Below are 15,243 nucleotides of genomic sequence, written 5' to 3' on the forward strand. Positions count from 1 at the left end.
GCCCGCTTCCGATAATCTGCCGGACTGTGCCGAACATCCGCCACACCCCGACGGCCCCGACCCGCGCGCAGCGGCTGACCGCGGGCGACCGCATCGACGCGCACCGGCACGACGACCACCAGATCGTCTACGCGGGCTCCGGCGTCGTCGCCGTCACCACCGACGCCGGCACCTGGTTCGCGCCCGGCACCCGCGCCATCTGGGTCCCGGCCGGCACCGTGCACGCCCACCGCGCCCACGGCCGGCTCGACCTGCACCTGGTCGGCCTGCCCACAGGCGACAACCCGCTGGGCCTGGACCACCCGGCCGTCCTCGCCGTCGGCCCGCTGCTGCGCGAGCTGATCCTCGCCTACACCTGCGACCCCGGTGACGACAGCCCCGAGCGGCACCGGCTGTGTGCCGTCCTGTGCGACCAGCTGCGCCTCTCGCCGCAGCAGCCGCTGCGCCTGCCCACGCCCGCCGACCCGCGCCTGGCCGCCGTCTGCGCGCTCGTGCACGCCGACCCGGCCGACGCGCGCACCCTCGCCGCCCTCGGCGCCGCGACCGGTGTGGGGGAGCGCACCGTCAGCCGGCTCTTCCGCAGCGAGTTCGGCATGACGTTCCCGCAGTGGCGGACCCCAGTCACGGCTCTACCACGCCCTGCGGATGCTGGCCGACGGCCTGCCCGTCACGACCGTCGCCCACCGCTGCGGCTGGTCCTCGGCCAGCGCCTTCATCGACGTCTTCCGCCGTGCGTTCGGCTGCACGCCGGGCGCGCACAACCGACGCGGCTGACCCGTCGAAACCCCGGCTGCGGGCACCCCTTTACCGTCCAGTAATATCGCGCGGCAGGTCATCAGAGGAGGAACCGTGTCCCGGTCCGAACGCTCGCCCCTGCTGCTCGCCGGCCTGCTGGCCGCCGCGGGGGTCGCCCACTTCGCCGCCCCACGCCCGTTCGACGCGACCATCCCGAGCGGTCTGCCGGGCAAGCCCAGGACCTGGACCCACGCCAGCGGAGCCGCCGAGCTCGCGCTGGCCGCCGGCCTGGCGCTGCCGCGTACCCGCAAGGCGGCCGCGCTGGCCGCGGCGGCCTTCTTCGTCGGGGTGTTCCCCGCCAACGTGAAGATGGCGGCGGACTGGCGCCACCGCCCCGCGCCGCAGAAGGCCGCGGCCTTCGGCCGCCTGCCTCTGCAGGTGCCCCTCGTGCTCTGGGCCCGCGGCGTCGCACGGAACGCGCAGGGCCGGTCGTGACCGCGCGCGTGGAGACCGGGGACACGGTCGAGGACTTCGCCCTTCCCGACGAGACCGGCACCGTCCGCAGCCTGTCCGGGCTGCTCGCCGAGGGACCGGTCGTGCTCTTCTTCTACCCGGCCGCCCTGACCCCCGGCTGCACCGCACAGGCCTGCCACTTCCGCGACCTCGCCGCCGAGTTCGCCGCCGTCGGCGCACGCCCCGTCGGCATCAGCGGGGACACCGTCGAGCGCCAGCAGGAGTTCGCCGGACAGCACGCCCTCGGCATGCCCCTGCTGTCCGACACCGACGGCACGGTCCGTGAGCGGTTCGGCGTGAAACGCGGCTTCTCCCTGGCGCCCACGAAGCGCACCACCTTCGTCATAGCGCAGGACCACACCGTCCTCGACGTCGTACGCAGCGAACTGCGCATGAACGCGCACGCCGACCGGGCCCTCGCCGCCCTGCGCGCTCACCGGAGCTGACACTGTCACGAATGCTCCGTCGCGGTTGATACAGGGCGGCAAAGGGATAATCCTGGACGATATGGAGGACGCCTCCGCTGCTGCGATCATCAACGCCCGCGGCACCGTGACGGGGTGGAGCGAGGGTGCCCGGCGGCTGACCGGCTACCCGGCCGAGGAGGCCGTGGGCCGGTCCGTACGGGAGCTGCTCGCCGAGGACGTGCCGGCCGAGGCGGTGTCCGCGCGGTCGGGCACCGTCATGGTGCGGCACCACGACGGCTATCTGATCGGGCTCCGTGTCCGAGCATGCGCCGTGACCGGCCCGGACGGGGCACCGAACGGCTACGTGATCACCGCCGAGCCGCCCGGCAGCGCCGAGACGTCCCTGGCCGGAAAGGCCTTCCAGCAGGCGTCCATGTCGATGTCCGTGTTCGACACCGACCAGCGCTATCTACGGCTCAACGACGCCGCCTGCCATGTGATGGGCGTGCCCGAGGAGACCCTGCTGGGGCGGCACTTCCCGGAGACCGTCGAGGAGGCCGAGCACAGCCAGGGCTTCAACTGGCACCTGCGCCACGTCGTCGAGACCGGCCGCCCGCTCCGCTACGAGAGCTACACGGGCGCCCCGGCCCTGAACCGGGAGCACGCCTGGGTCACCGAGATGTGGCCGGTCCGCGACCACTCCGGCGAGCTCCTGGGCACCGCCCTGGCCGCGTTCGACAGCACCGAGCAGTACTGGGCGCGAGAGCGGCTGGCCCTGCTCAACGAGGCCGCGGCGGCCATCGGCACCACCCTGGACGTGGTGCGCACGGCCGAGGAGCTGATCGGGATCGTGGTGCCCCGGTTCGCCGACTTCGCGAGCGTGGACCTGTTCGACTGGGTCCTCGGCGCGGAGGAGTCGCCGACCGTGCCCACCCACGAGATCGTGCTGCGCCGCGTCGCCCACGGCTCCGTCACGGAGGGCACCCCGGAAGCCGCCGTCCACCTGGGAGAAGTGGACGCCTACCCCGCGTTCTCCCCCATCGCGCGGGCGATGCTGGAGGGCCGGGCGATCGTCAGCCAGGCGGGGGAGCCGTCCTTCATGCGGTGGGTCGCCGAGCGCAACACACGCGCCCCGCATGGCAGCCCCTACCGCCAGGGCGCCCACTCGATGATGGCGGTGCCGCTCCGGGCCCGCGGCACCACCCTCGGCGTCGCGGTCGCCGTGCGCATCCGAAAGCCGGACGACTACGCCGCCGACGACGCCGTGTTCGCCGAGGAACTCGCCAGCCGTGCCGCGGTCTGCGTCGACAACGCCCGCCGCTTCGCCCGCGAACGCACCACCGCGCTGGCGCTCCAGCACAGCCTGCTGCCGAGAGGACTGCCCGGCCAGGCCGCCGTCCAGGTCGCCCACCGCTATCTGCCCTCCGGCTCGGCGGCCGGCATCGGCGGCGACTGGTTCGACGTGATCCCGCTGTCCGGCAGCCGGGTCGCGCTCGTCGTCGGCGACGTCGTGGGCCACGGCATCCCCTCCACGGCGACGATGGGCCGCCTGGTCACGGCCGTACGGACCCTCGCCGACGTCGACCTGCCACCCGACGAACTCCTCACCCACCTGGACGACCTGGTCACCCATCTCGCGTCGGACGAGGACGGCGACGAGGTCGCCGAACTCGGCGCGACCTGCCTGTACGCCGTCTACGACCCCGTCACGCGCCGGCTGAACCTGGCCGCCGCCGGGCACCCCGCCCCCGCCCTGGTACTGCCCGACGGATCCGCGCGGCTGATCCCCATGAGCGCCGGGCCCCCACTGGGCGTCGGGGGGCTGCCGTTCGAGGCGACGGAGCTCCAGCTGCCCGAGGGCTCCGTCGTCGCCCTCTACACCGACGGCCTCATCGAGGACCGGGACCGCGACGTCGACCACGCCACCGACGAGCTGTGCCGCGCCCTGACCGTGCCCGCCGACTCGCTCGACGCCCTGTGCGACACCGTGCTGAAGGCCGTACTGCCGGAGGAGCCCGGCGACGACGTCGCCCTGCTGCTGGCCCGTACCCGGGCGCTGGGCGCGGACCAGGTCGCCACCTGGGACGTGACACCCGACCCCGCGCAGGTGGCCGCCACCCGCCAGGCCGCCACCGAGCAGCTCACCGCGTGGGGGCTGGACGAGACGGCCTTCGTCACCGAACTCGTCGTCAGCGAACTGGTCACCAACGCCATCCGGTACGGCGCCGCGCCCATCCAGCTCCGTCTCATCCGCGACCAGACCCTCATCTGTGAGGTGTCCGACGGCAGTTCGACCTCCCCGCACCTGCGGCGGGCCCACCAGGACGACGAGGGCGGCCGCGGACTGCTGCTGGTCGCCCAGCTCACCCAGCGCTGGGGCAGCAGGCAGACCACCCGGGGCAAGACGATCTGGTGCGAACAGTCGCTCACGCCGCTGTTCTGACCCGACCGTTCACGCGGCGGCGTGCCCCGACGGGCGTTCCCGCACCACGTCCCGTGGCTTCTTGTCGTCCCGAAGCCCCAGGTAGCGGGGGTGGCGCAGCATGCCGTCCCGGGTCCACTCGGCGAACGCGATCTGGGCCACCAGCTCCGGCCGCACCCAGCGCGCGCCCGCCTCCCGCACCGGCCCGTCGAACGGCGAACCGGACTCGCGCATCCCGTCGAGCCGCTCACGCAGGTCCAGCAGCGTGCGCCGGCCGAAACCCGTGCCGACCTTGCCCGCGTACCGCAGCCGCCCGCCCTCGTAGTGGCCGAGGAGCAGCGCGCCGAGCCCCACCCGGCTCCCGGCCGGTTCGGTGAAACCCCCGACGACGAACTCCTGCCCCTGGGAGCACTTCAGCTTCAGCCACTCCGACGACCTGCGCGGCTGGTAGACACCGTCGGCGCGCTTGGCGATCAGGCCCTCCCAGCCCCGGGCGCACACGTCCGCCAGCAACTCGGCGCCGCCCGCGTTGCGGTGCGGCGTCAGCCGGAGCGGGGAGCGGTACGCCACAGCCCGGCGCAGCAGCGACTTGCGGGCCCGCAGCGGCAGGTCCCTGGTGTCGGCCCCGTCCAGCCGGAGCAGGTCGAACACGTAGTACGTCACGGCCACCCCGCTCGCCGCCACGTCCTGACGCCGGGTCAGGCCCATGCGCTGCTGGAGCCGGGAGAAGTCCGTACGCCCGCCCGAGAACGCGACGATCTCCCCGTCGAGGACGAAATCCGCGCACGACTGTGCGGCGAGCGCGTCCACGATCTCCGGGTAGGTGTCGTTCAGCCGGCGGCCCGACCGCGACAGCAGCGTCACCCGCTCCCCGTCCCGGACCGCCAGCACCCGGATGCCGTCCAGCTTCCGCTCGAACACCCACTCCTCGTCGGCGTCCGAGAAGTCCCGCCGGTCGCTCAGCGTGGCGAGCATCGGGCGCGCCGCCAGTGCCGCTCCGGGACGGGCCGCGCCGAGCAGCCGCCGCTGCCCCTCGGGCAGGGTGTCGAGGAGGCCGGACACCGCCGTCACTCCCCGGTCGCGTCCGAGGCGACCTGGGCGAGGGTCCGCCCGGACACGGCCGAACGCGCCCGGCGCGGATCGGGAGCCCCGTGCGTACGGGCCCGGCCCCCGGCCCGCTTCACCAGCAGCCAGGCCTCCTCGCCGTCACCGCTGCCGTCGCCGCGGAACCGGGTCAGGGCGTACTCGCCGCGCAGTTTCGCCCCGCTCAGCCGGAACGTGGCGTGCCCGCGCTCCAGCGACTCGGCGAAGTCCACCGGCCGTCCCCTGCGGTCGTGGCTCAGCGGCTCGTAGGTGCCGTGGTCCCAGACGATCACCGTGCCGCCGCCGTACTCGCCACGGGGGATCACGCCCTCGAACTCCTCGTACTCCAGCGGATGGTCCTCCGTGGGCACGGCCAGCGGCTTGTCCTTCGGGTCGGCCGAGGGGCCCTTGGGGATCGACCAGGACTTCAGGACGTCGTCCACCTGCAGCCGGAAGTCGAAGTGCATCGTGCTCGCGTCGTGGATCTGCACCACGAACCGGGGCCGGTCCCCGGCGGACTCCCCGCTGCCCCGGGGCTCGCCGGTCCGGTCGAAGTCGCGCTTGCCGCGGTAGTCCCGCAGCCGGTCCCGCTCAGCCACCTGCGGCTCCTTCCTGCCTCGCGGGCCCCGGGTACCCGTCAGAACTCCTCGTGCACCTCGGGGTCCCCGCCGACCCGCCGGTGCGACCGGTCCGCGACGGCGGTCATCTCGTCCTCGCTCAGCTCGAAGCCGAAGACGTCGAGGTTCTCGCGCTGCCGCTCTGGGTTCGCCGACTTGGGGACGGGCACCGCGCCCAGCTGCGTGTGCCAGCGCAGCACGACCTGCCCCGCCGTCACCCCGTGCGCCTCGGCGATCCGCGCCACGGCGGGATCCCGGAGCAGGGGCGTGCCCCGGCCCAGCGGGCTCCAGCTCTCGGTCAGGACGCCCTTGGCCTCGTGGAAGGCGCGCAGGTCGTCCTGCGGCAGGAAGGGATGCAGCTCGATCTGGTTGACGGAGGGCAGTACGCCGGTCTCCTTCTCCAGCCGCTCGATGTGCCCGGCCGTGAAGTTCGAGACGCCGATCGACCGGACGAGCCCCTCCTCGCGCAGCTTGATCATGGCCTTCCAGGAGTCGACGTACCGGTCCACGCGCGGCAGCGGCCAGTGGATCAGGTACAGGTCGACGTACTCCAGGCCCAGACGGGCCCGGGACTCCTCGAAGGAGGCGAGCGTCTCCTGATAGCCGTGGTGCCGGCCCGGGAGCTTCGTCGTCACGACGATCTCCTCGCGCGGCACCACGCCGGAGGCCACCGCCCGGCCGACCCCCGTCTCGTTGCGGTAGTTCGTCGCCGTGTCGATCAGGCGGTAGCCCGCCTCCAGGGCCGAGAGCACCGCCTGCTGGGCCTCGTCGTCGCCGAGCGGCCAGGTGCCCAGGCCGAGGGCGGGGAGCGCCGTACCGTCGTTGAGCGTGTGCGTCGGGATGCTGATCACCGTCGGGCCTTCCCGTTGACTGTGTCCTTGCGACTGTGTCGTCCCTCCAGCGTCACGGATAGGGTGAGCGGTGATCAACCGGACGGGTGGGGGATGAGGACGGCGGACGGCATGGGCAGCGCCGAGGGAAAGCAGGCCACCGGATCAGGGCGTCCCACCTCGCGGGACGTCGCCCGGCTCGCCGGCGTGTCGCACACCGCGGTGTCCTTCGTGTTCAACGGCCGCGCCGAGGGCAACCTCTCGCCCGCCACCCAGGAGCGCATCCGGCAGGCCGCGGTCCAGCTCGGCTACCGCCCCGACCCCGTCGCCCGCGGTCTGCGCCGCAGCCGTACGGCCGTGATCGGCCTGGTCACCGACGAGATCGCCTCCTCCCCGTTCGCCGGGCGGCTGCTGCGCGGCGCCATGGACACCGCCTGGGCCGGGGAGCACCTGGTCCTCACCGTCGACTCCGGCGGCGACCCGGCCAAGGAGGACGCGGCGGTCGCCGAACTCCTCGACCGGCGCGTCGACGGCATCATCTACGCGGCCATGTCCCTGCGCCGCGTCCGGGTCCCCGAGGGCCTGCACCGCACCCACTCCGTGCTGGCGAACTGCCTGCCCGAGGACGATTCGCTGCCCGCCGTCATCCCCGCCGAGCGCGCCGGCGGCCGTACGGCGGCCCGGCTGCTGCTGGAGCAGGGGCACCGGAGGGTCGCCCTCGTCGGCGGGGAGGACGACATCGCCTCCGTGGAGCGGCTGCGCGGCTTCCGCGACGCGCTGCGCGCCGAGGGCATCACCGTCCCCAGGGACTGGGTCGTACGGAGCGGAGGAGAGATCTCCAGCGGTTACGAGGGTGCTGTCCGCGTCCTGGACGCCACCCCGGCCGACCGCCGGCCCACCGGGATCTTCACCTACAACGACCGGGTCGCGGCGGGTGTCCTGCACGCCGCGACCCGGCTGGGCATCGCCGTACCCGGCGACCTGTCGGTGGTGGGCTACGACGACCAGGAGCACATGGCCGCGTATCTCGCGCCGCCCCTCACCACCATCGCGCTGCCCCACCGGGCGATGGGCGAGGCCGCTGCCCGGCTCCTCCTCGACGCCATCGCCACCGGCCGGACCCCGCCCGCCTCCGTGCGGCGCCTGGCCTGCCCGGTGATCAGCCGCGCATCGGTGGGACCAGCTCCCATCCGGTGACGGCCACGCCGGACGGCACCCTCAACTCCCGTACGTCGTCGGCACGGTGGTAGACGCGCTCGGTGACCACGGCCCGGTCCCCGACGAACAGCTCGTACAGCGAGCCGTCGGCCAGGACACGCACCGTGAGCTCCTCCCGCGGCGGCACCCGGACCACGACCGGCGCCGGCGGGCCGGCCTCCGTGCGCGGCCAGTCGCCCCGGTCGAGTGTCACGGTGCCCTCGTCCGGGTCCAGCCGGACCGTCAGCTCGGCGCCCGAGGGCGACCGCAGGAGACTCACCGCGGCGTGCCCCCGGGCACTGACCGTCAGGTCGTAGGCCGCCGGCAGCGCGGCCCGGCCCGGGCCGGCGACGAACGGCTCGGCGGCGTGCAGGCGGTGCAGCTCCGGGGCCGGGCTGACCCGCAGCGCCCCGTCCGGATGGACGTCGACGACCCGGGGCGCGGTCAGGACGCCGGCCCAGTCGGCCCCGCCCGGCTCGCGGGCCTCCCACGACCAGCCCCACATCAGGGCCCGGTCCGGCTCCTGGAGCACGGCGGGCGCGTAGAAGTCGCGGCCGTGGTCGAGCAGGCCGCCCGCCCGGGCGGAGAAGCGCAGGTCCGTCGGAGCGCGTCCGGGGTCCAGACGCCCCGTGAGATAGCCGGTGGTCCACGGGTCGCCGTCCCACAGGGACACGACCAGCACCCACTCGCCGCTCCGCGTCGCGTACAGCTGCGGGCACTCCCAGCCGGTCGCCCGGTCGCCGAACGCCGCCGCGGCGGCCGGGTCCCGGCCGTCCAGGAGCACACCCGCGAAGCGCCAGTCGGTCAGGTCGTCGCAGTCGTAGAGCAGCACCGACGGCGTGCCGTCCGCGTGGCCGGCGCCGACCAGCGCCCAGCGCCGTCCGTCGTGCCGGAAGACGAACGGGTCGCGGAACATCGCCACGTCCAGGCCCTCGGGCGGGCCCGTCACCACCGGCGTGGGCAGGGGAGTCCAGTCGGTCAGCGCGGGGTCGTCCGGATCGGCCGCCCGGGCCAGGCAGACCGTGCCGAGTCCGCTGTGGTCACGGTCGACCCCGGTGTAGACGGCCGTCGGCACGCCCCCGTCGTCGACCACGCACCCGGACCAGCAGCCCGCCTCGTCCGGGCCGCCCGGAGTCGGCGTGAGGGCGATCGGGTGGTGCTCCCAGCGGGCGAGGTCGGTGCTGGAGGCGTGGCCCCAGTGGACGTTCGCGTGGACCGGGGCGTCGGGGTTGTGCTGGTAGAAGAGGTGGTAGCGGCCCCGCCAGTGGAACGGGCCGTTGGGGTCGTTCATCCAGTTGGCGGGCGGGCGGACCCTAAAGCGCGGGGCGTGCGGGTCCTGCGGGGGAGCGGCGAGGCTCAACGGTTGACTCCTGCGGACGTGATGCCCTCACGCAGAGGGCGCTGGCCGACGACGAACACGGCGACGGCGGGGATCATGGAGAGGACGACACCGGCGAGCACCACGGAGATCGAGCCGGTGCCGAGGTTGCCCTGGAGGGAGACCAATCCCAGCGGCAACGTGTAGTTCTGGCCCGACGTTTCGAGGATCAGCGGCCGGAAGAACTCGTTCCAGTGGTAGTTGAAGGCCAGGACGCCGACGATCGCGAGGCCCGGCGCGGCCAGCGGGGCGTACACCGACCGGAAGGTCCGCCAGGGCCCGGCGCCGTCCAGCATCGCCGCCTCGCCCAGGTCCTTGGGCATGCCCAGGAAGTACTGCCGCATCAGGAACGTGCCGAACGCCGTCGGGAAGGCCGGGATGATCAGCCCGAGCAGGGTGTCGGTCAGGCTCATCGACTTCAGGACCAGGAACACCGGCACGATGGTGACCTGCAACGGCACCATCATCGTCGCCAGGACCAGGCCGAAGAGCGGCTTCTTGAAGCGGAACTCCAGCCGCGCGAAGGCGTATCCGGCCAGGCCGGCCGTGATCATCTGGCCGGCCGCGATCAGGCCCGTGACCAGTGTGGAGTTCAGCGCGAACAGCCAGACGTCGATCTGGTCGAACACCCCGCGGTACGCCTCGGTGGAGGGGTTCGCCGGGATCAGCTGCGGCGGCAGGTCGAACGCCTCGGCGGGGGTGCGCAGCGAGGTCGACACGGTCCACACGACCGGGCCGAGGGTCAGCAGCGCGCACACGGTCAGCCCGGCGATCCGGGCCCAGGGCGCCAGCCCGTGCCGCACGCGGCTGGAGGACAGGGTTGCTTGGCTCATGGGAGGACTCACCCGGCTCACTGGTAGTGGACGAAACGCCGGCTGAGCCGGAACTGCAGGGCCGTGACCGCCATGATCAGCACGAACAGCAGCACACCCACCGCGGACGCCTCACCGAAGCGGAGCTGCTCGAACGCGGTCTCGTAGATCACCATCACGACCGTGCGGGTCGAGTCGCCGGGACCTCCGTTGGTCAGGACGTACGGCTGCTCGAAGACCTGGAGCGCGTTGATGATGCCGACCACCGAGGCGACCAGCAGCGTCGGCGACAGCAGGGGCAGCGTGACGCTGAGGTGCTTGCGCAGGCCGGTGGCACCGTCCAGCGCGGCGGCCTCGTGGATCTCCTTCGGGATGTTGTTCAGACCGCCGACGAACAGCAGGAACGAGAAGCCGAACTGCTGCCAGACGTAGACCAGGACCACGGTCGCCATCGCCGCGTTCTCCGACGTCAGCCATGGCACCGGCGCGATCCCGACGAAGCCGAGCAGCCAGTTGACCACCCCGAAGTCCTGGTTGAACAGGTACTTCATCACCACCGAGATCGACGCGGCGGACAGCACCAGCGGGAAGAAGAACGCCGAGCGGAACACCGACCGCAGCCACACGGGCATGCGCCCGTTCAGCGTCAGCGCGAGCGCCAGGGCGACCAGCAGCTGCAGCGCCACCGCGATGACCATGAAGACGAGGGTGTTGCGGAAGGACACCAGCACGGTCTCGTCGCCGAACACCGCGCCGTAGTTGGAGCCGCCGGCGAAGCGCGGCGAGTCGATCACGTTCCAGTGGAAGAGGCTCAGCACCACCGAGCCGACGATGGGGACGACCGTGAAGACGACGATGCCGACGATCGTCGGGGCCAGGAACAGCGTGGCCAGCAGCCGGGTGCCGCGGTCGCGGGCCGAGGGACGCGGTGCGTTCCTCGTGGGCGGGGCCTCGGGCCGTCCGGCTCGGGCGGGCGGTGTCCGGGTGTCCGTCATGCGTCACGCTCCATGGCCTTCTCCAGGTCGCCCTGCAACCGGCGCAGCGCTGGACGGACCGAGCGCGGGGAGGCCAGGGCCGTGCCGGTGTGCTTGAGCAGCAGCTGCTCGACCTCGGCGACCTGCGGCGGCGCCGGGATGGGTCCGGTGTCGGGGAACCGGTCGAGGGTGTCGTAGAAGACCGGCCAGTGCGCCGGGCCGGTCTTCTCGTACCGGTCGGCGGTCAGCATCGAGCGGCGGGCCGGGGTCGTCTGGTTCGTCGTGAACAGCCGTGTGAGGGTGTCCTTGCGGGCCGCGTACTTGATGAACTCCCAGGCCTCCTCCTGCCTCTTCGAGGTGCGCAGCAGCGCGTAGCCCGCCGCGCCGTACTGCATGCGCTGGGCGCGCCAGCGGGGGAAGTACTGCACGTCGAACCCGTCCCGCTCCATCCCCGCCAGGTGCAGGCCGCCCGCCCAGAAGCCGCCCGCCGGGGTGACACCGACCCGGCCGTTGGAGAACACGCCGATGAGGTTCTGGCCGTTGCCGCCCTCGGGGCGGGTGCACAGGCCGTCCCGGACGAGGGAGGCGAGGTAGTCGTAGACCTCCTCCACCCGGTCGTGCGTGGCCTGCGGCGTCGTCCACCGGAAGCCGCCCCCGCGGCCCTCGCGCTGCGCGGCCGGGTAGAAGGAGTCCCACAGCCACGCGCCGCCGGGAGCCTTGGACTCGGCGAGCAGATTGGTGTCGTTCGCGAACAGCCAGGGCACCACGCCGCCCCACAGCCGGTTGGTCCAGAAGTAGGGCGTGAAGCGGGAGCCGCTCGCCTGCTTCATGTCCCGCAGCAGCGCCGTGAAGTCGTCGCGGGTCCAGTCGGCCGGCGGGTACTGCGCGCCGGCCCTGCGCAGCACCTGGCGGTTGAGGTACATGTCGGCCGCGTTGAACTCCACCGGCAGCTGGAAGAGGCTGCCCTCGTACATCATCGACTCCACCAGCGACGGATGGACGTCGGCGAAGTACTCCTTCAGTTCGGCCGCGTCCCGCTTGACCCACTTGTCCAAGGCCACGCCGAGCCGCTGCGCGAACAGCTGCACGCCCTCGGTGGCCACGTAGACCAGGTCGGGGGCGGTGCCTGCGGCCACCTGCGTGAGGATCTTCGCGAAGAAGTCGGACCAGTCCACGGCCTGCACGGCGTTGATCTGGAGCTTGATGTCGGGGTGCAGGTCGCGGAAGCCCTCGCGGAGCATGCGGATGGCCTCCGGCCCGTAGGCGGGGCCCAGTGTGGCGACGACGAGGGAGCCGTCGTCACGGCCGGGTATGTCGGCTCCGGTGAGCCGGTCCCAGCTCGCGGCGGTGCCGGCCAGGGCGGCTGCCCCCGCGCCGTAGGCGCCGTACCGCAACAGGGCGCGCCGGGTGAGGTGCGAGTCGGTCATCGTGACGCCTAACTCGTGTTAGTCGAAGTGATGCCCCAGATGATGTGAGCGCCGCACGGGCCTGTCAAGGTGCTCGACGGGGCGGACCTTTAACGAGTTAGGTCCCGCGGTGTCGCCCTGGGCGGAGATCGCTGTCACGATCTTCCGGTAGGCACGACCACGTCCACGACCAGCGGAGTGCGCATGACGACGGACAGCCCGATGACGGACGAGGCGGTGCGGGACGCCGGGATCGAGGTGAAGCCGGTCGCGGGGCACATCGGCGCCGAGATCAGCGGGGTCGACCTGGCCGCGGACCTGGACGGCACCGTGGTCGCCGCGATCAGGTCGGCGGTGCTGCGGTGGAAGGTGGTGTTCTTCCGGGGGCAGCGGCTCGACCATGCCGGGCATGTGGCGTTCGCGCGGCGGTTCGGTGAGACGGTGGTGCTGCCCCGGCGCGGCAAGGCCTCGCCCCCGGACTTCCCCGAGATCGAGACGACCGCCGACCGGCTGGAGCTGGGCGGGCGGTTCGGCATGGAGCACGACGAGTGGCTGCGGCGCCGCCGCCACACCCTGCTGCGCGGCTGGCACTGCGACCACGGCGCCCGCGTCGACCCGCCCGCCGCGACGATCCTGCGCGCCGAGACGGTGCCGCCCTACGGCGGCGACACCACCTGGTCGAACCTCGCGGCGGCGTACGCCGGGCTCTCCGCGCCGCTGCGGCAGTTCGTCGACGGGCTGCGGGCCGAGCACCGGCTCGGCGTCGGCTACCAGCCCCGGCCCGGCGACGACGCCTACGTCCGCCACCTGCTGGACCGCCAGGTCGCCTCGCTGCACCCCCTGGTGCGCGTCCACCCGGAGACGGGCGAGCGGATCCTCTACGTCAACGGCTACTACGTGGAGCAGATCGCCGGCCTCTCCCGGCCCGAGAGCGCCGCGATCCTGGAGATGCTGCTGGAGCAAGCGGTCCGGCCCGAGTACACCGTCCGGTTCCGCTGGGAGCCGGGCAGCGTGGCGTTCTGGGACAACCGCGCCACGATGCACCTGGCACCCGGCGACACCGCACACCTCGACCACCCGCGGATCATGCACCGGGTGATGCTCGCCGGGGACGTGCCCGTCGGGGTGGACGGCAGGGCGTCGGAGCCGATCACGGGGACGGCACCCGGCCGCTGGTGACACGAAGCCGATCCGTGCGTCGCGATGAGTTTTGCGGTGTCCCGGGGTCGTACGGTCGAACCCCTTACCGAGGAGGACGCCGATGCGCAGCGTGACCTATTCGATGAGCGTCTCACTGGACGGCTACATCGTCGGGCCGGACGGCGACTTCGCCTGGACGGTGCCCGACCCGGAGGTCTTCCGCTTCTGGATCGACGAGATCCGGGACGTCGGCGTCCACCTGATGGGACGACGGCTGTACGAGACGATGCTGTACTGGGAGACCGCCGACCAGGATCCCTGGCTCGACGCCCCGGAGCTCGAGTGGACCGCGCTCTGGAAGCCGCTCCCGAAGGTGGTGTTCTCCACCACGCTGTCGGCGGTACAGGGCAACGCCCGCCTGGCCTCCGGCGGTCCGGCGGAGGAGATCGAGCGGTTGCGGGCCGAGCCGGGGGAGGGCGACATCGCGATCGGCGGCGCGACCCTCGCCGCCGAGGCGGCCGCGTCGGGTCTGATCGACGAGTACCGGACCGTGGTCTACCCGGTGCTGGTCGGCGGTGGCATTCCGTACTTTCCGCGAGCCGAGCGCCGGGTGGATCTCGAACTCGCCGAGACCCGCACCTTCGGCTCGGGAGTCGTCTACCTCCGCTACCGCGTGGCGCGCTAGGGGGTGTCCGCCGGTCGCCGGCCCAGTGCCGGTGCGAGCTTCGTCGCCATGTCGGTGAGGATCTGGACGTAGTCCTCGTGCTCGAAGGTGAACGGGAGGGCGAACGCGACCTCGTCCACCTCCCGGAACGCCGCGTGCGCGTGCAGCCGCTCGGCGATCTCCTGCGAGGTCCCCACCAGGTCCGGCGCGAACAGCAGCCGCGCCGGGCCCTGCGGCGCGGCCGTACGAGGGGTGCGCTCGGCGGCGTACTTCTCGTAGCGGGCGCGCTGCCCGGGCGAGGCGGAGTCCGTGGGGATGACGACCAGGCCCTGCGAGACGCGGGCGGCCTCGCCGTCGGGGTGGGCGGCGCGGAACGCCCGGATGTGGGAGAGCTGGATCCGTGCGAAGTCGTGGGGCCCGTGGGGGTCCTCGGCCTTCACGACGCTGCTCGTGAGCAGGTTCATGCCGTGTTCGCCGGCCCACCGGGCGGACCGCAGGCTGCCGCCGCCGTACCACAGGCGGCGGCCCAGACCGGGGGAGTGCGGCTGCACCCGGTCGGAGAAGGTCTCGAACCCCTCCGTGCCGCTGAAGTCCGTCACCGGCTCGCCCCGGACGGCGTCCAGCAGCCGCTCCACCCGCCCGTAGCCGAAGTCCTCGGCGTCGGCCGTGTCCGGGTAGAGCGCGTCCTTGACCTGGTCGAAGCGCATCGGCGGGCCCACACTGACGCCCGGGTTGAGCCGGCCCCCGGACAGCAGGTCGACGGTGGCCAGGTCCTCGGCGAGGCGCAGCGGGTTCTCCCAGCCGAGCGGGATGACCGCCGTGCCGAGTTCGATCCGGCGGGTGCGCTGCGAGGCCGCGGACAGGACGGCGACGGGGGAGGAGATGCCGTACTGCAGATGGCGGTGGCGCACCCACGCGCTGTCGAAACCGAGCCGCTCGCCCAGTTCGATGATCTCCAGCGTGGACTCGTGGCCGCGCCGGGGATCCGCCTCGTCGAACAGCCCGATGGTCAGGAAGCCCAGCTTGCGCAGCGGTCGCGGGGTCGGTGGCACGGGCGCCTCCATG

The 15,243-nt window shown here is 72.9% G+C and carries 14 protein-coding genes and 1 pseudogene; 7 read left to right on the forward strand and 8 right to left on the reverse strand.

Features of this window, described 5'->3' with window-relative positions; translation table 11 throughout:
* The first annotated feature begins 26 nt into the window (after nt 1-26).
* The 4 genes and pseudogenes from ACH4G3_RS40040 (at nt 27) to ACH4G3_RS40055 (ending at nt 4,098) form a co-directional block, all read left to right on the forward strand.
* Nucleotides 27-774 (forward strand): annotated as a pseudogene (locus ACH4G3_RS40040) (AraC family transcriptional regulator).
* A 75-nt stretch (nt 775-849) separates the two neighbouring features.
* Nucleotides 850-1,230, forward strand: a complete 381-nt coding sequence (locus tag ACH4G3_RS40045) for a DoxX family protein (RefSeq protein WP_397629079.1) — start codon at nt 850-852, stop codon at nt 1,228-1,230.
* On the forward strand, nt 1,227-1,694 hold the full coding sequence (locus ACH4G3_RS40050) for a peroxiredoxin (RefSeq protein WP_397629080.1): 468 nt from the start codon (nt 1,227-1,229) through the stop codon (nt 1,692-1,694). Before ACH4G3_RS40045 ends, ACH4G3_RS40050 begins: the two co-directional genes overlap by 4 nt.
* Before the next feature lie 61 nt (nt 1,695-1,755).
* A complete protein-coding gene (locus ACH4G3_RS40055; RefSeq protein WP_397629081.1) occupies nt 1,756-4,098 on the forward strand; it encodes a SpoIIE family protein phosphatase in 2,343 nt (780 codons plus the stop codon).
* Nucleotides 4,099-4,107: 9 nt separating this feature from the next.
* Here ACH4G3_RS40055 and ligD read toward each other — a convergent pair whose 3' ends face one another.
* The 3 genes from ligD to ACH4G3_RS40070 are packed head-to-tail and all read right to left on the reverse strand — an operon-like array spanning nt 4,108 to nt 6,628.
* On the reverse strand, nt 4,108-5,139 hold the full coding sequence (ligD, locus tag ACH4G3_RS40060) for a non-homologous end-joining DNA ligase (RefSeq protein ID WP_397629082.1): 1,032 nt from the start codon (nt 5,137-5,139) through the stop codon (nt 4,108-4,110).
* Between the two features lie 5 nt (nt 5,140-5,144).
* A complete protein-coding gene (locus ACH4G3_RS40065; protein ID WP_397629083.1) occupies nt 5,145-5,759 on the reverse strand; it encodes a DNA polymerase ligase N-terminal domain-containing protein in 615 nt (204 codons plus the stop codon).
* Between the two features lie 38 nt (nt 5,760-5,797).
* Entirely contained in the window at nt 5,798-6,628 is an 831-nt protein-coding gene (locus ACH4G3_RS40070; protein WP_397629084.1) for an aldo/keto reductase, read from the reverse strand.
* Nucleotides 6,629-6,739: 111 nt separating this feature from the next.
* On the opposite strand from ACH4G3_RS40070, the gene ACH4G3_RS40075 reads away from it, so the two are divergent.
* Entirely contained in the window at nt 6,740-7,804 is a 1,065-nt protein-coding gene (locus ACH4G3_RS40075) for a LacI family DNA-binding transcriptional regulator (protein ID WP_397629085.1), read from the forward strand.
* On the opposite strand, the gene ACH4G3_RS40080 is transcribed toward ACH4G3_RS40075, so the two are convergent.
* Genes ACH4G3_RS40080 through ACH4G3_RS40095 form a run of 4 tightly spaced genes read right to left on the reverse strand, consistent with a single transcriptional unit; the run spans nt 7,767 to nt 12,395 of the window.
* A complete protein-coding gene (locus tag ACH4G3_RS40080; protein WP_397629086.1) occupies nt 7,767-9,164 on the reverse strand; it encodes a glycoside hydrolase family 32 protein in 1,398 nt (465 codons plus the stop codon). The two genes, ACH4G3_RS40075 and ACH4G3_RS40080, sit on opposite strands and share 38 nt — an antisense overlap.
* Nucleotides 9,161-10,015: a carbohydrate ABC transporter permease gene (locus ACH4G3_RS40085; RefSeq protein ID WP_397629087.1), complete on the reverse strand. Its 855-nt coding sequence runs from the start codon at nt 10,013-10,015 to the stop codon at nt 9,161-9,163. Before ACH4G3_RS40085 ends, ACH4G3_RS40080 begins: the two co-directional genes overlap by 4 nt.
* Nucleotides 10,016-10,032: 17 nt before the next feature.
* A complete protein-coding gene (locus ACH4G3_RS40090) occupies nt 10,033-10,989 on the reverse strand; it encodes a carbohydrate ABC transporter permease (protein WP_397629088.1) in 957 nt (318 codons plus the stop codon).
* A complete protein-coding gene (locus tag ACH4G3_RS40095) occupies nt 10,986-12,395 on the reverse strand; it encodes an extracellular solute-binding protein (protein WP_397629089.1) in 1,410 nt (469 codons plus the stop codon). The genes ACH4G3_RS40090 and ACH4G3_RS40095 overlap by 4 nt, the downstream gene beginning before the upstream one ends.
* A 183-nt stretch (nt 12,396-12,578) precedes the next feature.
* Between ACH4G3_RS40095 and ACH4G3_RS40100 the strand changes: the two genes are divergently transcribed.
* Together ACH4G3_RS40100 and ACH4G3_RS40105 are read left to right on the forward strand one after the other, a co-directional pair.
* Nucleotides 12,579-13,553: a TauD/TfdA dioxygenase family protein gene (locus ACH4G3_RS40100; RefSeq protein ID WP_397629090.1), complete on the forward strand. Its 975-nt coding sequence runs from the start codon at nt 12,579-12,581 to the stop codon at nt 13,551-13,553.
* Between the two features lie 82 nt (nt 13,554-13,635).
* A complete protein-coding gene (locus ACH4G3_RS40105; RefSeq protein WP_397629091.1) occupies nt 13,636-14,199 on the forward strand; it encodes a dihydrofolate reductase family protein in 564 nt (187 codons plus the stop codon).
* Here ACH4G3_RS40105 and ACH4G3_RS40110 read toward each other — a convergent pair.
* Entirely contained in the window at nt 14,196-15,230 is a 1,035-nt protein-coding gene (locus tag ACH4G3_RS40110) for an LLM class flavin-dependent oxidoreductase (protein ID WP_397629092.1), read from the reverse strand. The two genes, ACH4G3_RS40105 and ACH4G3_RS40110, sit on opposite strands and share 4 nt — an antisense overlap.
* Between the last annotated feature and the right edge of the window lie 13 nt (nt 15,231-15,243).

It is taken from the genome of Streptomyces afghaniensis, from assembly GCF_044327915.1.
Classification (GTDB): domain Bacteria; phylum Actinomycetota; class Actinomycetes; order Streptomycetales; family Streptomycetaceae; genus Streptomyces; species Streptomyces afghaniensis.